The organism is Streptomyces sp. NPDC031225 (assembly GCF_055570355.1).
In genome coordinates, this window is sequence record NZ_JBVIHJ010000012.1 from 232,651 (window position 1) to 253,717 (window position 21,067).

The 21,067-nt window shown below is 72.2% G+C and carries 17 protein-coding genes; 9 read left to right on the forward strand and 8 right to left on the reverse strand.

What is annotated here, in order from left to right:
* Window positions 1–2 precede the first annotated feature (2 nt).
* The 4 genes from ACZ48Z_RS22080 to rsmH all read right to left on the reverse strand — a co-directional run bounded on the left by ACZ48Z_RS22080 (window position 3) and on the right by rsmH (window position 5,300).
* Complete coding sequence (locus ACZ48Z_RS22080) at window positions 3–1,523, reverse strand: UDP-N-acetylmuramoyl-L-alanyl-D-glutamate--2,6-diaminopimelate ligase (protein WP_468737562.1); 1,521 nt, start codon at window positions 1,521–1,523, stop codon at window positions 3–5.
* A 190-nt stretch (window positions 1,524–1,713) separates the two neighbouring features.
* On the reverse strand, window positions 1,714–3,690 hold the full coding sequence (locus tag ACZ48Z_RS22085; protein WP_468737563.1) for a peptidoglycan D,D-transpeptidase FtsI family protein: 1,977 nt from the start codon (window positions 3,688–3,690) through the stop codon (window positions 1,714–1,716).
* Between the two features lie 5 nt (window positions 3,691–3,695).
* Window positions 3,696–4,283: a cell division protein FtsL gene (gene ftsL, locus ACZ48Z_RS22090; RefSeq protein WP_468737564.1), complete on the reverse strand. Its 588-nt coding sequence runs from the start codon at window positions 4,281–4,283 to the stop codon at window positions 3,696–3,698.
* A 60-nt stretch (window positions 4,284–4,343) separates the two neighbouring features.
* Entirely contained in the window at window positions 4,344–5,300 is a 957-nt protein-coding gene (gene rsmH / locus ACZ48Z_RS22095) for a 16S rRNA (cytosine(1402)-N(4))-methyltransferase RsmH (RefSeq protein WP_468737565.1), read from the reverse strand.
* Between the two features lie 435 nt (window positions 5,301–5,735).
* Here rsmH and ACZ48Z_RS22100 point away from each other — a divergent pair, with 435 nt between their 5' ends.
* From ACZ48Z_RS22100 to ACZ48Z_RS22115, 4 genes are all read left to right on the forward strand, one after another.
* Entirely contained in the window at window positions 5,736–6,278 is a 543-nt protein-coding gene (locus tag ACZ48Z_RS22100; RefSeq protein WP_468737566.1) for a beta-class carbonic anhydrase, read from the forward strand.
* A gap of 237 nt (window positions 6,279–6,515) precedes the next feature.
* Window positions 6,516–7,550, forward strand: coding sequence for an AAA family ATPase (locus tag ACZ48Z_RS22105; RefSeq protein WP_468737567.1), 1,035 nt, complete (start codon window positions 6,516–6,518; stop codon window positions 7,548–7,550).
* Window positions 7,550–8,920, forward strand: a complete 1,371-nt coding sequence (locus ACZ48Z_RS22110) for a DUF58 domain-containing protein (protein ID WP_468737568.1) — start codon at window positions 7,550–7,552, stop codon at window positions 8,918–8,920. The genes ACZ48Z_RS22105 and ACZ48Z_RS22110 overlap by 1 nt, the downstream gene beginning before the upstream one ends.
* On the forward strand, window positions 8,920–11,331 hold the full coding sequence (locus ACZ48Z_RS22115) for a transglutaminase TgpA family protein (protein ID WP_468737569.1): 2,412 nt from the start codon (window positions 8,920–8,922) through the stop codon (window positions 11,329–11,331). Before ACZ48Z_RS22110 ends, ACZ48Z_RS22115 begins: the two co-directional genes overlap by 1 nt.
* Window positions 11,332–11,500: 169 nt before the next feature.
* Here ACZ48Z_RS22115 and ACZ48Z_RS22120 read toward each other — a convergent pair whose 3' ends face one another.
* From ACZ48Z_RS22120 to ACZ48Z_RS22130, 3 genes are all read right to left on the reverse strand, one after another.
* Window positions 11,501–11,896, reverse strand: coding sequence for a DUF3040 domain-containing protein (locus ACZ48Z_RS22120; protein ID WP_468737570.1), 396 nt, complete (start codon window positions 11,894–11,896; stop codon window positions 11,501–11,503).
* 276 nt (window positions 11,897–12,172) lie between these two features.
* Window positions 12,173–12,943: a methyltransferase gene (locus ACZ48Z_RS22125; RefSeq protein WP_468737571.1), complete on the reverse strand. Its 771-nt coding sequence runs from the start codon at window positions 12,941–12,943 to the stop codon at window positions 12,173–12,175.
* Between the two features lie 276 nt (window positions 12,944–13,219).
* Window positions 13,220–13,807, reverse strand: a complete 588-nt coding sequence (locus tag ACZ48Z_RS22130) for an SAV_6107 family HEPN domain-containing protein (RefSeq protein ID WP_468737572.1) — start codon at window positions 13,805–13,807, stop codon at window positions 13,220–13,222.
* Window positions 13,808–13,993: 186 nt separating this feature from the next.
* Between ACZ48Z_RS22130 and ACZ48Z_RS22135 the strand changes: the two genes are divergently transcribed.
* The 5 genes from ACZ48Z_RS22135 to ACZ48Z_RS22155 all read left to right on the forward strand — a co-directional run bounded on the left by ACZ48Z_RS22135 (window position 13,994) and on the right by ACZ48Z_RS22155 (window position 20,033).
* Window positions 13,994–14,752: an ATP-binding cassette domain-containing protein gene (locus ACZ48Z_RS22135; RefSeq protein WP_468737573.1), complete on the forward strand. Its 759-nt coding sequence runs from the start codon at window positions 13,994–13,996 to the stop codon at window positions 14,750–14,752.
* Window positions 14,724–16,808 (forward strand): YhgE/Pip family protein, encoded by a 2,085-nt coding sequence (locus ACZ48Z_RS22140; RefSeq protein ID WP_468737574.1) that lies wholly within the window; start codon window positions 14,724–14,726, stop codon window positions 16,806–16,808. The genes ACZ48Z_RS22135 and ACZ48Z_RS22140 overlap by 29 nt, the downstream gene beginning before the upstream one ends.
* A gap of 47 nt (window positions 16,809–16,855) precedes the next feature.
* Window positions 16,856–17,488: a TetR/AcrR family transcriptional regulator gene (locus ACZ48Z_RS22145; protein WP_468737575.1), complete on the forward strand. Its 633-nt coding sequence runs from the start codon at window positions 16,856–16,858 to the stop codon at window positions 17,486–17,488.
* Between the two features lie 382 nt (window positions 17,489–17,870).
* Window positions 17,871–18,485, forward strand: a complete 615-nt coding sequence (locus ACZ48Z_RS22150) for a DUF4126 domain-containing protein (RefSeq protein WP_468737576.1) — start codon at window positions 17,871–17,873, stop codon at window positions 18,483–18,485.
* 45 nt (window positions 18,486–18,530) lie between these two features.
* Window positions 18,531–20,033 (forward strand): phytoene desaturase family protein, encoded by a 1,503-nt coding sequence (locus ACZ48Z_RS22155; RefSeq protein ID WP_468737577.1) that lies wholly within the window; start codon window positions 18,531–18,533, stop codon window positions 20,031–20,033.
* Window positions 20,034–20,045: 12 nt separating this feature from the next.
* Here the strand turns inward: ACZ48Z_RS22155 and ACZ48Z_RS22160 are convergent, their stop codons facing one another.
* Window positions 20,046–21,029 carry an SCO2102 family sporulation regulator gene (locus tag ACZ48Z_RS22160; protein ID WP_468737578.1) on the reverse strand — a complete coding sequence of 328 codons (984 nt, stop codon included), beginning with the start codon at window positions 21,027–21,029 and terminating at the stop codon, window positions 20,046–20,048.
* Window positions 21,030–21,067 lie beyond the last annotated feature (38 nt).

The window sequence follows — 21,067 nt, forward strand, 5'->3', positions numbered from 1 at the left end:
GTTCATCCCTGGGTCTGCTGGATGGCTTCTCGAAGCACCTGGCGGTCGTCGAAGGGACGGACCACCCCGGCGATGTCCTGGCCCTGCTCGTGGCCCTTCCCGGCGACCAGTACGGTGTCGCCCGGCCGCGCGCGGGCCACGGCCGCGGCGATCGCGGCCGCCCGGTCCTCGAAGACCTGGACCTCGCCGCGCTCGTGTACTGGCACGGACGCCGCGCCCTCGAGCATGGTTGCGAGGATCGAGAGGGGATCCTCGGAGCGGGGGTTGTCGGAGGTCAGTACGGCGGTGTCGGCGAGGCGGGCCGCGGCGGCGCCCATGGGCCCGCGCTTGGTCCGGTCCCGGTCGCCTCCGCAGCCCAGCACGATGTGCACCTTGCCCTCGGTGACCTTGCGGAGCGCCCTGAGGACCGACTCGACGGCGTCCGTCTTGTGGGCGTAGTCCACGACCGCGAGATAGGGCTGTCCGGCGTCCACGCGCTCCAGGCGGCCCGGTACACCCGGCACCGCGGCGACGCCGTCGGCGGCGGTCTGCGGGTCGAGTCCCGCGGTGGCGAGGGCGACGATCGCGGCGAGCGAGTTCGCCACGTTGAAGGGGCCCGCGAGCGGTGACCGGGCGGTGATCCGCTCGTCCTTGGGGCCGATCACCGTGAACGTCGAGTCCATGGGCCCGACCTGGACGTCCGTGGCACGCCAGTCGGCGTCGGGGTGGCCCTCGGCGGAGAAGGTGACGACCGGGACCGTGGCTTCCTCGACGAGCCGCCGGCCGTACTCGTCGTCGAAGTTGACGACGCCGATACGGCTGCGTTTCGGCGTGAACAGCTGCGCCTTGGCCTGGAAGTAGTCCTCCATGCCGGAGTGGAACTCCATGTGTTCCGGGCTGAGGTTGGTGAAGACGCCGATGTCGAAGACGCAGCCGTCGACCCGGCCGAGGACCAGCGCGTGGCTGGAGACCTCCATGGCGACCGCCTCCACCCCGCGCTCGCGCATGACCGCGAACAGGGCCTGGAGATCGGTGGCTTCGGGCGTGGTGCGCTCCGACTTGATGCGCTCGTCGCCGATGCGCGTCTCGACGGTGCCGATGAGCCCCGTGCTGCGGGAGGTCTTCAGGCCGCCCTCGACGAGATACGCCGTCGTGGTCTTGCCGGAGGTGCCGGTGATGCCGATCTGGAGCAGGTCGGCGCCGGGGCGGCCGTAGATGGTGGTCGCCAGTTCGCCCATCCGCGCGCGGGGGTCGTCGACGACCAGTGCCGGAAGTCCGCTCGCGGCGGCGCGCTCGGCGCCGGCCGGGTCGGTCAGCACCGCGACCGCGCCGAGGCCGACGGCCTGGGTGACGAAGTCGGCGCCGTGCAGGCGGGCGCCCGGGAGGGCGGCGTACAGGTCGCCGGGGCGCACCGCGCGCGAGTCATGGGTGATGCCCGTGACCTGCGCGGCACTGTCCGGCGTGGCGGCACCCAGCTGATCGGCGAGCTCCGCGAGGGGTGTTGCGGAGACCCGGACCGGCCGGGGCGGTCCCGGATATGTCACGGGTGCGCCCTTCTGGGTGGTTTGGGACTGATCAGGGTGTGGCACGGCGGTGAGCGTACCGGGCGCACCCGCCTCGGGGCGAAGCGAGGGGCGCGGGGTGCTCTGGTTCCCGGAATCGGAGGTGATCGTCGTCACGAGGTGGTTCCTGGTGGCCTTTCGAGGTGCTGACGGGATGCCGCTGAGGCGCTGATCAGGGCGTGTAGGTGACGGGCAGGTTCGCGGCCTTCGCCCCCGTGGGCGGGACCTGGAGGGTCTTCAGGGCGAACTCCATGACCTGCTTGTAGACGGGTCCGCAGATCTGGCCGCCGAAGTAACTGCCCTTGGTGGCGTTCTGGATGGCGCAGTAGACGGTGATGCGGGGCTTGTCGGCGGGCGCGAAGCCGGCGAACGACGAGGTGTAGCCCTTGTACTTGCCGGTGGCCGGATCCACGCGGTTGGCCGTACCCGTCTTGCCCGCGACCCGGTAGCCGGGGATGCGCGCCTTGCCGCCGGTGCCCTCCTGGTCGTCCACGACCGACTCCAGCATCTTGGCGAGCGTCCTGGCCGTCTTCGCGCTGACGACCCTTGTCTGCTTGGGGGTCGCGGCGGGGGTGAAGCGTCCGTCGGGCCCCTTCGTGCCGCGTACGAGCGTGGGTTCGACGCGGACTCCGCCGTTGGCGATCGTCGAGTAGACGGACGCGGCCTGCATCGCGTTGAGGGACACGCCCTGGCCGAAAGGAATCGTGAACTGCTGCGAGGTCGACCAGTCGGCGGGCTTGGCGAGGATGCCCGGGGTCTCGCCGGGGAAGTCGAGTCCGCTGTACCTGCCGAGGCCGAACTTGCGCAGGTACGAGTAGAGGACCTGGTTGGCCTGTGCCTGGGTCTTGCCGAGCTGTCCGGTGGCCAGGATGGTGCCGATGTTGCTGGACTTGGCGAGCACGCCGTTGAGCGTGAGGTACCAGGTCGCGTGGTCGATGTCGTCCTTGAAGAGCCGGTCGCCGCGGTGCAGGCGGTTGGGCACGATCACATGCGTCAGCGGGGTGGCAACGCCCTGTTCCAGTACCGCGGCCATCGACATGACCTTGGCGGTGGAACCGGGCTCGTAGGCGTCCTGGAGGGCCGCGTTGCCCATGTTCACCGAGCTGGCCCTGGACAGGTCGTTGGGGTCGAAGCCGGGCGCGTTGGCCATGGCGAGGACCTGGCCGGTCTGCGTGTCCTGCACTATCACGTACCCGCGGTCCGCACCGGACTCCTTCACCTGGTCGGTGATGGCCTGCTGGGCGGCCCACTGGATGTCGCGGTCGATGGTGAGCTCGACGTCGCTGCCGGGTACCGCCGGGGTCTCGGTGGAGCCCACGGTGGGCACCTGGCGGCCGCCGGACTGGGCGTAGCGGATCTTGCCGTCCTTGCCGGCCAGCAGGGTGTTCAGCTGCTGCTCGACCCCGCCGCCGCCCTTGCCGTCGGCGTTGACCCAGCCCAGTATCCCGGCGGCGAGATCGCCGTTGGGGTACACGCGTTTGGTCGTCGGCACGGACAGGACGCCGGCGAGGACGTTGGCCGTGCCGGGGTCGGTCTCCGCCTTGGTCGACAGCGCGGTCCTGAGGTCCTTGATCTGCTTCCAGACCTGCGGGGTCCGGCGGTTCGCGAGCAGGACGTAGCGGAGCTTCTTGTCCTTGGGCCGCAGCTTTTTCACGATCGTCTCCTGGTCCTGCCCCAGGATCGGGGCGAGCAGGGCGGCGGCCTGTTCGGGGCCGTCATCGATCTTCAGCTGCTTGCGGGTGAACAGCGTGGGGTCGGCCGTGATGTCGTACGCGTCCTCGCTGGTCGCGAGGGCCACGCCGTCGCGGTCGGTGATCCCGCCGCGCTCGGCGGCCAGCGTGTAGCCGACGTACCGGTTCTGCTCGGCCTTGGCGGCATAGGTGCTGGCGTCGACCGCCTGCACCTGGAGCAGTCGTACGACGAAGGCGCTCAGCACGAGGGTCAGCGCGAGGCCGACCAGGCGCAGCCGGGGGCGGGGGCTGCCCAGGCGGATGGTCTTGGGCGCCGCGGAGCGGGGCGCCGCCGGGCGGCGGGCCGGGCGGGCTCCGGGACCCGGGCGCGGCCGGCCGACAGGGCGGGCGGAGCGCTCGGGGCGCGCGGGTCCGGGCACGCGGCGGCGCGGCGGTTGCCTGCCGAAATCGTCGGACACTTCCGTCACCTGCCGGGGGTCGGGGTCGGGTTCGTGGAGGGCGGCGTTTCGGAGGGGGCGGTCTCCGGGGCCGGTACGGCGGATTCGGGGGTCACGGCGGCCTCGGGGGCCTGCGACAGGGCGTCCGTCGGTGTGGGACTCGCCGCCGGCGTCGGGACGGCCGCGTTGGCGATCGCCTCGGGCGCGAGGACGAGCGGCATCCGCGCGGAGGCCGATTCGGCGCCGGAGGCGGGGGACGGGACACCCTTGACGGTGCCGTCGGGGTCGAGGAAGGCCGGGTCCCCGCCGGGCACCATGCCGAGTTCACGGGCGCGGCGCACGAGGGCCTCGGGCGCGGAGTAGGCGTCGATGTCCCGCTGGAGGGCCTGTTGCTCGTCGGTGAGGCTCTTCGTGTCCTTCTGGAGGTCGCTGAGCTTGAACGACCCCTCGCTGAGCGCGGAGTTCAGCACCAGCAGCCCGATGAGGCCGCCGCCGAGAAGCAGGACCACGAGGAGCACGAAGGGGGTGCGGGCCGCCTGTCCGGGGCTCGCCGTGCCGGGGAAGAGGCGTGCGAGCCGGGCCGCCCTCCCTCTCAGTTCGGGTTTCCTACTCACACGTCCTCCAGTGAGTCCGGTTTCCCGACTCACTCACACCCGTCACGCGCCTCATGCACTTCACTCGATGGACTCCCTGATTCGCTCGGCGCCCCTGCAGCGCGCCGGTGCGGCCCGCCGGTTCTCGGCGACCTCTTCCTCCGTGGGAAGTTCGGCACCGCGCGTGAGCAGCTTGAGCCGGGGCTGGTAACGCTCGGGTACGACGGGCAGTCCGGGCGGGGCGGTGGTGGCGGCGCCGGCCGCGAAGACCTGCTTGACCAGCCGGTCCTCCAGCGAGTGGTACGACAGCACGGCGATCCGGCCGCCGACGGCCAGCGACTTCACCGCGGCCGGGATGGCCCGCTCCAGGACGGAGAGTTCGCCGTTGACCTCGATGCGCAGGGCCTGGAAGGTGCGCTTGGCCGGGTTGCCGCCGGTCCGCTTGGCGGCCTGCGGCAGGGAGTCCCGGATCAGTTCGACGAGCCGCGCGCTGTGCGAGAACGGCTCCTTGTCGCGCTCGCGCACGACCGCGGACACGATCCGCTTGGCCTGCTTCTCCTCGCCGTACGCTCTGAGGATCCGCACGAGTTCACCCGGCGGGTAGGTGTTGAGGACCTCGGCGGCGCTCATGCCGGTCGTCTGGTCCATGCGCATGTCGAGCGGCGCGTCCTGGGCGTAGGCGAACCCGCGGTCGGCCTCGTCGAGCTGCATGGAGGAGACGCCGAGGTCGAACAGGACGCCCTGCACGCGCGCGATACCGAGCCTGTCGAGGACGTCCGGGAGTTCGTCGTAGACCGCGTGCACCAGGGTCGCGCGCTCGCCGAAGGGCGCGAGCCGCTCGCCGGACAGGCGCAGGGCCTCCTTGTCCCGGTCCAGGGCGACGAGCCGGGCCTCGGGGAACCGCTGGAGCAGGGCCTCGCTGTGGCCGCCGAGGCCGAGCGTGCAGTCGACGACCACCGCTCCGGGCCGCTCCAGGGCGGGGGCCAACAGGTCCAGGCACCGCTGGAGCATCACCGGGACGTGTCGACTCTGGCTCAAGGGGCCCTCTCAGGTCCGGCGGGCGGTGCGCACCGCCGGTTACCTCGCGCTCCCCCGGCACGCGGGGCCCCGGTGAAGGGGAGGCCTGCCGGCGCCGGAAGCGTCAGCCGACCGGGAGCGGGAGGAGGCCGAGCCGTACGTACGCGCCGCGCACGTGGGGAGACCGTCCGTGCGTGAGCCGGGGGCCTCCGGGGAGTGTCAGCAAGGAGGCCTCGCCTCCCGCTTCGCGTCACTTTAGTCCACGGGGTCTCGCGGTCAATCAACCGGCCTGCGCGTCGCGCAGCGGTCCGGACCCGAAGCGACGAGAGGACGGAAAACACCCGTTCGGGCGCACCCGACGGCCTGTGTGGGTTACCTCACACAGAGGACGTGATGACGCTCTTTTTCCCTTCTCACGGCAGGACCGGGAGCCCCGTGACCAGTACCGTCATGGTTATGACGACTTCCGCATCCGTTCCCACCGAAGGCGCCATATCCCGCGACGGCACCGTGACCGACCGCCTGGTCGACGCCAACGAGCGTTACGCCGCCGCGTTCACCGACCCCGGTATGGACGCCCGCCCGGTCCTGCACGTCGCCGTCGTGGCCTGCATGGACGCCCGTCTCGACCTGCACGCCGCGCTCGGCCTGGAGCTCGGCGACTGCCACACCATCCGCAACGCGGGCGGCGTGGTCACCGACGACGTCATCCGCTCGCTCACCATCAGCCAGCGCAAGCTCGGCACCCGCAGTGTCGTCCTCATCCACCACACCGGCTGCGGTCTGGAGGCGATCACCGAGGACTTCCGCACCGAACTGGAGATGGAGGTCGGCCAGCGCCCGGCCTGGGCCGTGGAGGCCTTCCGGGACGTCGACCAGGACGTACGGCAGTCCATGCAGCGGGTGCGCACCTCCCCCTTCATGCTTCACACCGACGACGTGCGCGGCTTCGTGTTCGACGTGAAGACGGGTCTGCTGCGCGAGATCGACCCCGCCTGACGGACCGCCGAAGCTGTCGTTCGGCTGTTGATTTCGGCCCTTGGGGTGCCCAGAACGCCGCAAGACCGACATAGTGCAGCCAGTTGTCCACAGTCGAGTGACACGAATCGGTAACGGCAGCAAGAATGCGGGTGTGGCATCACGCGGAACGTTTCACGCGTGGTGTCCGTGATTCGGGGTGGGCCGGTTACGCATCACAGAGCGTCGGCCCGGAACGTACGGGCCGAGGAGGGCCGGGTGACCACCTATGACGATCGAGCGAGCCTCACTGATCTGACCGCCGTCGTGGAGCGGGTACGCAGTTCGGTTGAGGGCGTGATCGAGGGGAAGCCCGAGGTCGTACGGCTCTCTCTGACCGTGTTGCTCGCCGAGGGACATCTTCTGATCGAGGATGTCCCCGGCGTCGGCAAGACCATGCTGGCCAAGGCCCTGGCGCGGTCCATCGACTGCTCGGTGCGCCGCATCCAGTTCACGCCCGACCTGCTGCCCTCGGACATCACGGGTGTGTCCATCTGGGACCAGCAGCGCCGGGACTTCGAGTTCAAACCGGGTGCGATCTTCGCGCAGATCGTGATCGGCGACGAGATCAACCGCGCCTCGCCGAAGACCCAGTCGGCGCTCCTGGAGTCGATGGAGGAGCGCCAGGTCACCATCGACGGGCAGACCTACGAACTGCCCCACCCGTTCATGGTGGTGGCCACCCAGAACCCGGTCGAGATGGAGGGCACCTACCCGCTTCCGGAGGCCCAGCGCGACCGCTTCATGGCGCGCGTCTCCGTCGGCTACCCGAGCACGGAAGCCGAGCTGCAGATGCTCGACATCCACGGCGGAGTGAGCCCGCTGGAGGACCTTCAGCCGGTGGCCCACGCGCACGACATCGTGAAGCTCATCGAGGCCGTCCGCGGCGTCCACGTCGCCGAAACGGTCCGGCGGTACGCCGTCGACCTGGTCTCCGCCACGCGCACCCACCCCGATCTCAGACTCGGCGCCTCCCCGCGCGCGACGCTGCACCTGCTGCGCGCGGCCAAGGCCTCCGCCGCGCTCAGCGGCCGGGAGTTCGCCCTGCCGGACGACATCCAGGCGCTCGCCGTCGCCGTGCTCGCCCACCGGCTGCTGCCCACCGCCCAGGCCCAGTTGAACCGGCGCACCGCGGAGCAGGTCGTGCAGGAGATCCTCCAGCGCACCCCGGTGCCCGCCGCGCCCCAGCAGGGCGGCCTCGGGATCGGCCGCGGCGCGCCCTCGTATCCGCAGCAGCCGCCGCGGAGTCTGTGATGAGCTCCGGCGGCCCTGGCGGCGCCGGCCATGCCGAGGCCGACCGGGGCGACAAGGGCGGGATCCGTACGGCGCTGGCCGGTCTGACCACGCGGGGCCGTTCCTTCTTCGCCGCCGGCATCGCCGCGGCCATCTGCTCCTACGTTCTCGGCCAGAGCGACCTGCTGCGGGTCGGCCTGCTGCTGGCCGTGCTGCCCCTGGTGTGCGCCGGCGTGCTCTACCGCACCCGCTACCGGGTGGCGGGCAGCCGCAGGCTCTCCCCCGCGCGTGCGCCCGCCGGCAGCGAGGCCCGCGTCCATCTGCGGATGGACAACGTCTCCCGGCTGCCCACCGGCCTGCTGATGCTCCAGGACCGGGTGCCCTACGTCCTCGGCCCGCGCCCCCGCTTCGTGCTCGACCGGGTCGAGCCGGGCGGCCGCCGCGAGGTGTCCTACCGGGTCCGCTCCGACCTGCGCGGCCGCTACCCGCTGGGCCCGCTCCAGCTGCGCCTGACCGACCCGTTTGGGATGTGCGAACTGACCCGCTCCTTCTCGACGTACGACACCCTGACCGTGATCCCGCGCGTGGAGGCACTGCCGCCGGTGCGGCTGAACGGCGAGGCCAGGGGGTACGGCGACGGACGGCAGCGCTCGCTCGCACTGGCCGGCGAGGACGACGTGATCCCGCGCGGCTACCGGTACGGCGACGACCTGCGGCGCGTGCACTGGCGCTCCACCGCCCGCTACGGCGAGCTGATGGTCCGCCGCGAGGAGCAGCCCCAGCGCGCCCGCTGCACGGTGCTCCTGGACACCCGGGGCATCGCCTTCGCGGGCGCGGGCCCGGACTCGGCCTTCGAGTGGGCCGTCTCTGGCGCCGCCTCCGTCCTGGTGCACATGCTCGAACGGGGCTTCTCGGTGCGGCTGTTGACGGACACCGGGAACTCCGTGCCCGGCGAGGGCGCCGACGGCTTCGCGGGCGCCGGCCAGGGGACGGCGGACGCGGCGGGGCTGATGATGGACACACTCGCGGTGATCGACCACTCCGACGGCACCGGGCTGTCGCTCGCGTACGACGTGCTGCGCAGCGGGAACGAAGGGCTGCTGGTGGCCTTCTTCGGGGACCTCGACGAGGAACAGGCCACGGTGGCCGCCAAGATGCGGCAACGCAGCGGCGGCGCGCTCGCCTTCGTGCTCGACAGCGAGAGCTGGGTACGCGAACCGACCGACGCGGCCGGACCGGTGGAGGAGCGCGAGGAGCGGCTGCGGATGCTGCGCGAGGCGGGCTGGACGGCACTGGGCGTGCCGCGCGGCACCTCGCTTGAAGAACTGTGGCGCCTCGCGGACCGCGAGCGCACGGGCGTCGGTGCGGCCGGCGCCGGGGAGGCATCGTGATGAGCGGGCGGGCACGACTGGCGCTGTGCGCGTGGGCGGCCACGCTGATGGCCGCGTGCGCCCTGCTCCCGCTGGTCGAGCCGGTCACCTGGATCATCCAGGTGGCCTTCCTGCTCGGGGTGCAGACCGTCGTGGGCGCGGTGACCCGGCGGATACCGCTGGCCCGTCCGCTGACGGTGGCGGCCCAGACGATCGTCACGCTGGTCATGCTGACCCTGATCTTCGCCCGTGCTCAGGCCTTCCTCGGGCTGATCCCGGGCCCGAGTGCGTTCCTGCACTTCGGGGACCTGCTCCAGCAGGGCGGCGACGACATCGCGCGGTACGCGATCCCGGCACCGCTGGAGTCCGACGGCATCAAGCTGATGGTGTTCGGCGGTGTCCTGATCATCGGGCTCGCGGTGGACACCATCGCGGTGACCTTCCGCAGCGCGGCCCCGGCGGGCCTGCCCCTGCTCGCCCTGTACTCCGTCGCCGCGGGGCTGTCGGACGGCGGGGGCGACTGGCTGTGGTTCCTGCTCGCGGCGGCCGGCTATCTGCTGCTGCTCCTGGCCGAGGGCCGCGAACGGCTCTCGCAGTGGGGCCGCGTCTTCGGCGGGGCCTCGCGGGTACCGGGCGTCGACACCGGCCCGGTGGCACCGGTCCGTACCGGGCGGCGCATCGGCGCGGTCGCGCTGGGCATCGCCCTCGTGGTGCCGATCGCCCTGCCGACGATGAACGGCGGTCTCCTGGACGCGGCCGGAGCGGGTGTGGGCGTGGGCAACGGGAGCGGCGGCACCATCTCCGCGGTGAACCCCCTGCTGTCCCTGCGCGACAGCCTGAACGTGGACGAGGACCGCCAGGCCCTGTCCGTGCGGACCAGCGACGACACCGACGTCTCCAGCCTTTACCTGCGGATCGTCTCCCTGGACGAGTTCGACGGCCGGACCTGGAAGCCGTCCAAGCGGTCCATCACCGGCGTGCCGGACGACTTCCCCACCCCGGTCGGCCTCGGCTCGGACGTCAAGCGCACCGAGATCGAGACCACCATCTCGGCGGCGAGCTGGTACCAGCAGAACTACCTGCCGATGCCGTATCCGCCCAGTGGCGTCAAGACCCACGGCAACTGGCGGTACGAGCCCCAGGGCATGGCGCTCGTCGGCGACCACGGGCAGAACACGGGCGGGCTGACCTACCAGGTGAAGAGCCTGGAGGTGGAGCCGACGGCCGAACAGCTCGCGGCGGCACCGGCCGCTCCCCCGGCCATCCAGCGCGAGTACACCAAGCTGCCCGACTCGCTGCCCTCGGTGGTCGCCGAGACCGCCCGCCAGGTCACCGAGGGCTCGAAGAACCCCTACGAGCAGGCGGTCGCGCTCCAGGACTACTTCGCGGTGAACGGCGGCTTCGAGTACGACACCCATGTGGAGGTCGGCGACGGGCCCAACGCGATCGCCAACTTCCTGCGCGACAAGCAGGGCTTCTGCGTCCACTTCTCCTTCGCCATGGCGGCGATGGCCCGCTCCCTGGGCATTCCGGCCCGGGTCGCGGTGGGCTTCGCGCCCGGTGTCCCGCAGGCTGACGGCTCGGTGTCGGTGGGGCTCAAGGACGCCCACGCCTGGCCCGAGCTGTACTTCGAGGGGGTGGGCTGGACCCGCTTCGAGCCCACTCCGACCCGGGGCACGGTGCCCTCGTACACCGTCCCGGACGCCACCGGCAACCTGCCTCCCGACGTGGCGCGGCCGTCCGCGGGGTCGTCCACGGCGCCGTCCGCCTCGGCCTCGGCGAGCGAGAACTGCTCGGCCCAGCTGCGGAAGCTGGAGGCGTGCGACAGCGCGTCCCCCGCGGCAGCGGCGGCCCCGGGCGACGGGGGCCCCTGGTGGGCCGTAGGCGGCCAGTGGTGGTACCTGAAGCTGCTGTTCTGGATGGTCGTGGGGCTGGCCGGTCTCGCGATTCCCTTGGCGCCGATGCTGTGGCGACTGCGCACCCGTTCGGTACGTCTGGGCGCGCACGGCCGCAGCGACGCGGACGCCGCCGCGCACACCCTGGCGGCCTGGCAGGAACTGACCGACACGGCCTGGGACTTCGGGATCCCGCCGGACGACTCGCAGACGCCACGCAAGGCGGCGGCGCGGATCGTACGGCTCGGACATCTCGATCCGACGGCCGCGGCCTCGGTGCACCGGGTGGCGGACGCCGTGGAGCAGGTCCTCTACGCCCCGCGGCCCCGGCCGACGGCCGGGCTCGCCCAGGACGTCCACCGGGTGATCGGCGGACTGCGCGGCTCGGTCAGCAGGGGCACACGGCTGCGCGCGCTGGTCGCGCCGCGTTCGACCGCACGGGTGGTGTGGGAGGCGTCGGAGTGGTGGGCCGGGGTCAGGACACGTGTGGTGGCGGCCCGGCCGACCCTGCGCAAGCCGTCCGGTCAGGAAGGCTGAAAGCCGCGCCCACGGGCGACGGAACGGCGGTGGCCCGGGCCTCTCGAAGGCCCGGGCCACTGTGCTGCGGGGGACGTCCTGCGAGCTGAGGGCATGTGTGAGGGGGTGACCTCACCCGGCTGGGTGAGGTCACCCCCTCAGGAGTTCTGTGGGAGCGGCAGGGCCGCGGCTACTGGCCGCCCTGCTCGTCGCGGCGCCGCTGCCAGCGCTGCTCGATCCGGTCCATCATCGAGCGCTTCTGGCGTGCCTGGCGACGGGCGTGCGGGGCGCCCGCGGCGGGCTGTTCGCCCGGCTTGGGGGCCTTGCGCCAGCCGGTCACTGCCAGTACGGCACAGCCCAGCATGACCAGGAAGCCCACCACGCTGAGCCACACCTGCTTGGCGACCATGCCGGCCATGAGGAGCGCGATACCCACGAGGAAGCCGGCGACCGCCTGGTAGACCCGTCGCCGGGTGTACGTACGCAGCCCGCTTCCCTCAAGCGCTGTCGCGAACTTGGGATCTTCGGCGTACAGCGCTCGCTCCATCTGCTCGAGCATTCGCTGCTCGTGCTCCGAGAGCGGCACGTCGTCCTCCTCATCGTGCAGTCGCCGGGGCGACTCGGGGGGTCCCTTCAGGATAGGCAGGGAATCGCCCCCGTGAAACCCGCCCCTCTGCGCCAATTGGCCGACCGGGATCCACCATGGCGCTCCGGCCGCTGAATCTTGTCATTCCCCAGCGGCCGTCCTGTCATGCCGGGCGGTCTCCCTCGATCATACGGCGCTGAACGCCCGATCGGGGGGCCTGTGGCGTACTCCATGTGCCATCAAGTACCTGATCAGCACTACGGCGCGGGAGGCTGCTCAGGCCCCGGCGGCCTCCCGCGTCCCGCCGAGCACATGGAGCTGGGTGGCAACGGAGTGGAAGGCGGAGAGTTCGGCGACCGCCTCCTCCAGCTTCAGCAGCGCTTCCAGGGCACCGGGCTCGGTGTCCACGAGCACGCCGGGGACGAGGTCGGCGAAGACCCGCACGCCGTGCACGGCGCCCACGGTGAGGCCCGCGCCCTCGACGAGCGCGGTGAGCTGTTCGGCGGTGAAGCGGCGCGGCACGGGGTCGCCGTCGCCCCAGCGGCCGTCCGGGTCGCCGAGCGCCTGCCGGGCCTCCTTGAAGTGACCGGCGAGGGCCCGCGCGAGCACGGCGCCGCCGAGACCGGCGGCGAGCAGGCTGAGGACGCCCTCGGGGCGCAGGGCGGCCACCACGTTGCGCATCCCCTCGGCCGGGTCGTCCACGTACTCCAGGACGCCGTGGCACAGCACCACGTCGTAGGCGCCGCGCTCGGCCACGTCGAAGAGACCGTGGACATCGCCCTGAACACCCCGCACCCGGTCGGCGACGCCGGCCTCCGCGGCGCGGCGCTCCAGCGCGAACAGCGCGTTGGGGCTGGGGTCGACGACGGTGACCCGGTGGCCGAGGCGGGCGACGGGCACCGCGAAGTTGCCGCTGCCGCCTCCGGTGTCGAGGACGTCCAGCGCCTGGCGTCCCGTGGCCTTGACCCGGCGGTCGAGGGCCTCCTGGAGGACATCCCAGACCACGGCGGTACGGAGAGAGGCGCGGGGTCGCAGCGGGTCCGACACGGCAGTTGACTCCTCGGCGCGGCGCCGCCTGGTGCACGGCGGAGCGGATCGGGGCGCCTTCCCGGCCGGGGGCGCGGACGGGGAAGGCTGCAGGCGTCCCCCACCCTATTGCCTCGGGTACCACGGCTGGTCATCGCGGCCCGGGCCACCGGGCAGGTCTCACCCGGCGGGCCCCGGGGCGGCTCGCGCGGTGCCACCGCCCGCCGGACCGGATGCCGGCCCACCGCTTTGGTCATGGCCACGGTCCCGGCTCCGACCGCGGCCGTGGCCGCCCGGTCAGCCCGCGTCCGGGAAGTCTCGGTGGGTGTCGCCGCCGCGGCCGGTGCCGTGGCCGGGCTCCTCAGGCCCGTCCGCGTCCTGGCGGGGCTGGGGCAGGACCGGCTGAAGCACGAGCATCCGCTCGACGAGGCGCAGGAACATCGCCACGTCACGTATGAGGTCGTCGGCGTCCCGGCGGCTCGCCGCGCCCTGGATGCCGGCCTCCGCACGGGCGCGGCGCCGGGCCCCGGAGGCGAAGAGCCCGCTCCACTCGGCGAGTTCGGGCGCGATCTCCGGGAGCACTTCCCAGGCGCTGCGTATTTTGGCGCGGCGTCGGGGCGTCGGTTCCGGGCGCCCCCGGGCGGCGAGTACGGCGGCCGCGGTGCGCAGGGCGGCGAGATGGGCCGTGGCATAACGCTCGTTCGGCGTCTCCAGCGCCGAGGCCTCGTCGAGGCCGGCACGGGCCTGGGCGAGCAGGTCGAGGGCGGCGGGCGGGGCCGTCGCCCGGCGCAGCACGGGGTGTACGTCGCTCGCCGGGCCGGTCAGTGAGGGGGCAGGGCCGGTGGCGCGGCGCCGACGGGCGGCGGCTGCGTGGTAGCTGGCCATGACGAACCTCCTGTCGTCTGGTTGACGGCACATCCCGCTACGGAGTGCCGTATGTGCCCATCGTGAGGTATGCCACTGACAATCCGTTCTGACCTGGGCTTTTGCTTCGATCGCAGGTTCGGGTTAGTTTTTGCACTGACCAGTCAGTTCAAAAAGTTCCGGGTTCAAGAGGATCAGGGGGTGGCCGTGGACGGAGTCGCTGTGACGGCCGAGGGTTTCGGGCTGAAGGGGCCCCGCGGCTGGGCGTTCCGCGGGATCGACCTCGCCGCGGAGCCCGGTGCGTTGATCGCCGTCGAGGGGCCCTCGGGGTCCGGCCGTACGAGCCTGCTGCTCGCGCTCACCGGACGGATGAAGGCCACCGAGGGGACCGCGACCGTGGGCGGGATGCGGCTCCCGAAGCAGCTCGCGGCGGTGCGCCGGTTCAGCGCGCCCGCGCACGTCCACGGGGTCACCGACCTCGACCCGGCCCTGACCGTCGGGGAGCACCTGCGCGAACGGGCGCTGCTGCAACACCGCTTCGGCGACTCGGTGCGCGCCCTGCTGCGGCCGCGCGGTGAGCGTACGGCCGAGGCGAAGCTGCGGATCGACACCGCGCTGACGGCCGCCGGGCTCGACCGGGAGACGCTGCCCAAGGGCGCGCGGACCGCCGTACGCGACCTGGAGCGGCTGGAGGCCCTGCGGCTGTCGATCGCCCTGGCGCTGATCAGCCGCCCGCGGCTGCTCGCCGTCGACGACCTGGACCTGAAGCTGTCGGACGCCGAACGCACCGAGGCCTGGGCCCTGCTCAGGTCCCTCGCCGCGGCCGGGACGACGGTCGTCGCGGTGTGCAGCGAAGCCCACGAGGACGCCGTGACGGTGTCCACGCGACCTCAGTCCGAACAGGACACACGGCCCGAGACCCTGAAGGAGGAGGCCGATGCGCTCGCCGAGACTGGCCGCGCTTGAGCTGCGCCGATTCGGCAGGGGGAAGCTGCCGCGTGCCGCCCTGGTGGCCCTGCTGGTGCTGCCGCTGCTGTACGGCGCCCTGTACCTGTGGTCCTTCTGGGACCCCTACGGCCGCCTGGACCGTATCCCCGTCGCCCTCGTGAACGACGACAAGGGCGCCACCGCCGACGGCAGCAGGCTCGCCGCGGGCGACCAGATCACCAAGGGCCTGCGGGACAGCCAGGTCTTCGACTGGCACCAGGTGAGCGCCGCCGAGGCACGGGAGGGCGTCGAGAACGGCAGGTACTACCTGTCGCTCACCATGCCGGCCGACTTCAGCCGCCGGGTCGCTTCCAGTGCGGGCGACTCCCCCGAGACCGGCGCGCTCCAGGTCCGTACGAACGACGCCAACAACTACATCGTCGGGCAGATCTCGCGGACGGTCTTCGCCGAGGTCCGCCAGGCCGCGTCCACCAAGGCCTCACGGTCCTTCCTGGACCGGATCTTCATCTCCTTCTCCGACATCCACGGCGCCACGGTGAAGGCCGCGAACGGGGCCGACGACCTGGAAGGCGGCATCGGCAAGGCGGAACAGGGCTCCGAGGATCTCGCCACCGGTCTGACGAAGGCCCGCAGCGGCAGCTCCCGGCTCGCCGACGGGCTGACGAGGCTCGACACCGGCTCGGGTGACCTGGCGGACGGGGCGCAGCAGGTCGCCGACGGCACCCGGACACTGGCCGGCAAGGTCAACGGGGTCGCGGACAAGCTGGGTCCCTTCCTCCAGGACAACGAGAAGACCATCGGCGACACGGCCCGGCTCGTCGCCGACTCGGCCGGGGTCGTCCGCCACAACCTGGACACGCTGGTGAGGACCGCTCCGGCGGCCGCCAAGGACGCGCATACGGCCGCCGACACCCTGAACGCCGTCTACAAGGCGCGCTGCACGGATCCGGTACTGCCGGACGCCGCCTGCGCCGACCTGAAGAAGGCGCGGCAGGCCGCCGCCGACGTGGCGAAGGTCGCCGACGACGTCAACGCGCTGGTCGCCGACCAGAACGGCGACCTGAAGAAGCTCGACGGACAGCTGGCCACCCTCCAGCGGCAGGCCCACGCGCTCGCCGACCGGGCGCCCCGGCTCTCCGAGGACCTCGACGACGCCGTGTCGAAGATCAACAAGCTGAACGAGGGCGCGGGCAAGGTCGCCGCAGGAGCCAGGACGCTCCACTCGGGCCTCGGCACCGCGCGGACCGGCGCGCAGGACCTGGACGAGGGTGTCGGCCGGCTCAAGACCGGGGCCGACGACCTGAGCGGCGGCATGTACAAGCTCGCCGACGGCTCCGGGAAGCTCTCCGACGGTCTGCACGACGGCGCCTCGCAGATCCCCGACTACGGCAAGAAGGACCGCGACCGGCGCACCGACGTGATGGCCGACCCGGTCCAGCTGGTCTCCAGGGATCTGCACAAGGCACCGAACTACGGCACCGGTTTCGCCCCGTACTTCATCCCGCTGTCCCTGTGGGTGGGCGCGATGGTGGCGTACATGCTGATCACACCGATGAACCGGCGTGCGCTCGCCGCCGGTGCCCCGGCCTGGCGGATCGCGCTGGCGGGCTGGCTTCCGGTGCTGGCGATCGGAGTGCTCCAGACGGTGGCCCTGATGTCGGTGCTGCACTGGGCGGTCGGCCTGCAGATGGTGCGGGCGGCCGGGACGGTGGGCTTCCTGTTCCTGGTCACGGCGTGCTTCGCGGCGATCGTCCAATGGCTGAACGCACGCTTCGGACCGGCGGGCCGGATCCTCGTCCTCGCCCTTCTGATGCTCCAGCTGACCTCGGCCGGCGGCACCTACCCCGTCCAGACCAGTCCCGGTTTCTTCAACGCGCTCCACCCGTTCCTGCCCATGAGTTACGTCGTCGAGGCCCTCAGGAGGCTCATCACGGGCGGTGGTCTGACGCCGGTGTGGCACGCGTGCGTGGTGCTCCTCGCCTTCACCGCGGGCGCCCTCGCCCTGACCGCCCTGTCGGCCCGCCGACGCCAGGTGTGGACACTGGACCGGCTGCACCCGGAGCTGACCCTGTGAGCCCTTCCGCGAGCTCGGGGGCCGCCTCACCTGTGAGAATCAGAGGCATGGAAAGCAGCAGCGCCACGGCGGGCGTCAGTACGCGCCGCGAGGCCACCCGGCAGAAGCTCTACGAGGCGGCCGTCACGCTCATCGCCGAGCAGGGCTTCTCCGCCACCACGGTCGACGAGATCGCCGAGCGGGCCGGAGTCGCGAAGGGCACGGTCTACTACAACTTCGCGAGCAAGTCCGTCCTCTTCGAGGAGCTGTTGCGGCACGGCGTGGGTCTCCTCACGGCCTCCCTGAGGGAGGCGGCCGAGAGCACGGCACGCGCGGGCGGCGGCAAGGTGGACGCCCTGGACGCGATGATCCGGGCCGGCCTCGTGTTCATCGACCGCTATCCGGCCTTCACCCAGCTCTACGTCGCCGAGCTGTGGCGCACCAACAGGGCCTGGCAGTCCACGCTCATGGTGGTCCGTCAGCAGGCCGTGGCGGTCGTGGAGGACGTGCTGCGCGAGGGCGTGGAGAACGGCGAGTTCAGCGACGAGATCGACGTCCCGCTCAGCGCAGCCGCCCTGGTCGGCATGGTCCTGGTGGCCGCCCTGGACTGGCAGGCATTCCAGCCCGAGCGCTCCCTGGACGACGTGCACGCGGCGCTGTCGCGGCTGCTGCAGGGGCGGGTGAGCGGGCGCCGGGGATGACGGACGAAGGCGCCGGTCCGCTGTGGCCGCGTCCCCCGCGGGCCACCTCGAACCGGCGCCTTCTCCTGCTCCCCCGTTTTCCCCCGTATCCCCCGTGCCCCCCGTTGGGCCCCCGTTCGGTCGTTCCCCCGCTTTCCGGGATCCCCCGTGCCTCGCTCCCGTCGGCCTCGGCCGACGGAAGGAGCGGATCCGGGGCGGCTCCGTTCCGGCGCCCCGTGTCGCCGGTGCCGGAGCCGTTCCCCTTCGCCGTGGCTCCACTCTCTCGTCCGCGCAGGCCGCAGCCCATCCGCGCGCGTACTCATCTCACGCCCTAGGTACGGATACTCAGTCGTCCGCGCTCACCCCCAGGACTCCTTGTCGCCGACTGGTTACGATCGCCTCCGTGTCCGTACTCCCCTTGGTGTTCACCAGCGGCTGGGCCAGCGGTGTCAACGCGTACGCGGTGGTGCTGCTGCTCGGCGTGTTCGGCGCGACCGGCCTGAGCGACGACGTCCCGGAGACCCTTCAGCGCCCCGAGGTCCTCGTCGTGGCGGGCGTGCTGTTCCTGTGCGAGGCGGTGGCCGACAAGATCCCGTACGTCGACTCCGCGTGGGACACGGTGCACACCGTGATCCGGCCCGTCGCGGGCGCGTGGGTCGGGGCGCTGCTCGCCGGGCAGAGCGGTTCGCTCTCCGACGTGGCGGCGGGTCTGATCGGCGGTTCCACGGCGCTGGCCAGCCACACGGTCAAGGCGGGCACCAGGATGGCCGTCAACGCCTCCCCCGAGCCGTTCAGCAACATCGTCCTGAGCCTGGCCGAGGATCTCGGCGTCGGCGGCATCGTCACGTTCGCGATGTTCCACCCGGAGGCGGCCGCGATCATCGCGGGCGTGCTGCTGCTGGCCGGCCTGACGGTGCTCTTCTTCCTGATCTCCCGCATCCGCAGATTCCGGCGCCGCAGGGCCCAGCGCCGGGAGGAGAGGCGCCTCGCGGCACGGACCGGACGACCGCCCGGCTGACAGGGCGCGGCCGGAGTGTCAGTGGGGGTCGATAAAGTCGCAGGCATGGCAAGGGTTGCGGTGATCGGCGCCGGGATGGGCGCGATGGCGGCCGCTGCCCGGCTGGCCGTCGCGGGCCACCGGGTGGCGGTGTACGAGCGTACGGAGACGTACGGCGGGTCGGTGCGCCGTCTCGAGCGGGACGGCTTCGCCTTCGACACCGGACCGGGGCTGCTCACGCTGCCCGCGGTCTACCGCGATCTGTTCGTCAAGACCGGCAAGGAGCCGCTGGAGTCGGCCGTCGAGCTGGTCCAGGTCGACCCGTCGTCGCGGCACCTCTTCACGGACGGCACCGAGGTCTCGCTGCCGAACGCCTCCCGCGCGGGCGTCGTCGCCGCTCTGGACGAGGCCCTGGGCGCGGGCGCGGGCGGACGCTGGGGCGACTTCCTGATCCGGGCCCGTGAGGCCTGGGACCGCACCCGCAGGCCGCTCCTGGAGGAGCCGCTGTGGCCCAACTGGCCGGTGCTGATGGACGAGCCCTACCCGGCGGTCCCGCACAAGCGCCTGCTGCGCACCCGACGCGCCTGCACGCTGTACGAGATCGGCGCGTGGGAGCTGCGCGACCCGCGCCTCGCCGCCCTGCTGGACGGCCACGCGCTCGCGTACGGCGTCGACCCCGGTACCGCTCCGGCGAGCGCGGCGATCCTGCCGTACATGGAGCACGCCTTCGGTACCTGGTATGTGCGCGGCGGCATGCGGGAGTTGGCGCGCGCGGTGTACGAGCGGTGCCTTCAGCGCAGGGTCGAGTTCCACTTCGGCGCCGAGGTGACCGCCGTCCTGGAGAAGGACGGCCGTCCGGCGGGGGTGGAGTTCGCCGACGGGACGGTCGCGGAGGCGGACACCGTCGTCGGCACCGGACCGTGGCGCCTGCGCGGACTCGTGCCGGGCCGCGAGCTCTACGGCGCGAAGGACGTCCCGCCCGGCGCCGAGGACCTGCACCCGGGCCGGGTGGTGGTGTGCCTCGCGCTGCGGGGTGCGCGGGACCCTGACGCCGTGCACCGCTCGGTGGTGTACGGCGAGGCCCCCGGGGACGAGCTGGACCTGTTCCGGCACGGCGAGTTGCCGGAACCCACGGTGCGGGTGGACCGGCCGGACGACCCGGCCCTGCGTCCCGACGCGGAACACGAGTCCGTGGTGCTGACGGCGACGGTGCCGTGCGGGCGGGGGTACGACTGGGCCACGCCGTCGGTCGTCGACGCCTTCGCGGACAAGATGGTCGCCGCCGCCGAGCGGGCGCTGCTGGGGCTGCGTGAGCGGGTGCTGTGGCGCGAGGTGCGGACACCCGTGCACACCGAGCGGGAGACAGGGGCCGAGGGCGGAGCCGTTCCGCCGCCCTCGCTGGCGGGTGGTGAAGGCACCCTCCACCCGTCCAACAACACGGCGATGCCGGGCCTGTTCACGGCCGGTGGCTGGTCACATCCCGGCGGGGGCCTCCCCCACGCAGGCATGTCGGGCGCGCTGGTGGCCGGGCTGATCGTGGAGGGGCCGGAGTTCCGCGGTTCTCAGTGAGGAGCCGCGGGATCAGAAGCGGTACTGCTCGTCGTACCCGTTCCCCTGGCCCTGCCCCTGGTTCTGTCCCTGGCCGTTGTCCTGGTAGTACTGCTGCTCCTGCGGGAGTTCGCCGCCGTACTCGTCGGTGCGCTGCTGCGGCACCCACACGCCGCCGGCCGGGGTCTCACCGCCATACCCGGCGTACTGGTCCTGGCCGTAGTCCTGCGGGACGAACTGCTGCTGACCGCCGTAGGAGGTGTCGTACGACCCCGCCCCGTAGGTCTGGGTGCCGATGTACGGGTCGGAGTAGGCGGCGTACTGCTGCTGCCCGGCCTGGTCGTAGCCGTACTGCTGCTGGTCGTAGCCGGAGTAGCCGTCGTAGCCGTACGTCTGGTCGGCGGCGGCTGTCGCGTACTGGTCCTGGCCCTGGTCCGCGGGCGCGTAGGACTGGTCACCGGCGTAGGCCTGATCGCTGTACACGCCGTAGGAGCCGGTGTCGTCGGGCAGGGGCTGGGGTTCGTAGACCGCGGTGCTCTCGGCGGCCGTGGGGCCGGCGGAGCGCGCCGGGGTGAAGACGTCGTCGCGGTCGTAGTCGTCGTCGTGCCCGTAGCCGACGCTGTCCGGGCGGCCCTGGTCGTACCCGGCCTCGTCGCCGTAGGCCGCGTCACCCGACTCCAGGTCGGAGACCTCCAGGCCGGGCTCGTCGTGGCCGCGCTCCCGGCGGCTCTTCTTGCCGCCCGTCAGACCGCCCAGCGCGGCCGGCGGATTGACCGCCCAGCCCTGCTCGAAGCCGCGGCGGAACGAGAGAGTGACGTAGGTCTGGCCGACCGCGAAGGCGATCGCACCGAGCCCGATGACGATCACCTGCGAGATCAGCACGCCGAGGACCACGCCCAGGAAGCCCGCGAAGGCCAGCACCCGCCAGCGCAGTCGTGCCTTGTACTGCAGCAACACCTCGCCGAGCAGCCACAGCGCGACGAATCCGAACGCGATGTAGAGGACCGTCCAGCCCATGTACGCCCCTCTCCCAGTGACCGCTACGCAGTGTGTCG

Coding starts and splice junctions, on each gene's coding strand:
- ACZ48Z_RS22100 (WP_468737566.1), top strand. CDS start 5,736: ATGACGACTTCCGCATCCGTTCCCACCGAAGGCGCCATATCCCGCGAC.
- ACZ48Z_RS22110 (WP_468737568.1), top strand. CDS start 7,550: ATGAGCTCCGGCGGCCCTGGCGGCGCCGGCCATGCCGAGGCCGACCGG.
- ACZ48Z_RS22115 (WP_468737569.1), top strand. CDS start 8,920: ATGAGCGGGCGGGCACGACTGGCGCTGTGCGCGTGGGCGGCCACGCTG.
- ACZ48Z_RS22130 (WP_468737572.1), bottom strand. CDS start 13,807: ATGGCCAGCTACCACGCAGCCGCCGCCCGTCGGCGCCGCGCCACCGGC.
- ACZ48Z_RS22140 (WP_468737574.1), top strand. CDS start 14,724: ATGCGCTCGCCGAGACTGGCCGCGCTTGAGCTGCGCCGATTCGGCAGG.
- ACZ48Z_RS22145 (WP_468737575.1), top strand. CDS start 16,856: ATGGAAAGCAGCAGCGCCACGGCGGGCGTCAGTACGCGCCGCGAGGCC.
- ACZ48Z_RS22155 (WP_468737577.1), top strand. CDS start 18,531: ATGGCAAGGGTTGCGGTGATCGGCGCCGGGATGGGCGCGATGGCGGCC.
- ACZ48Z_RS22160 (WP_468737578.1), bottom strand. CDS start 21,029: ATGGGCTGGACGGTCCTCTACATCGCGTTCGGATTCGTCGCGCTGTGG.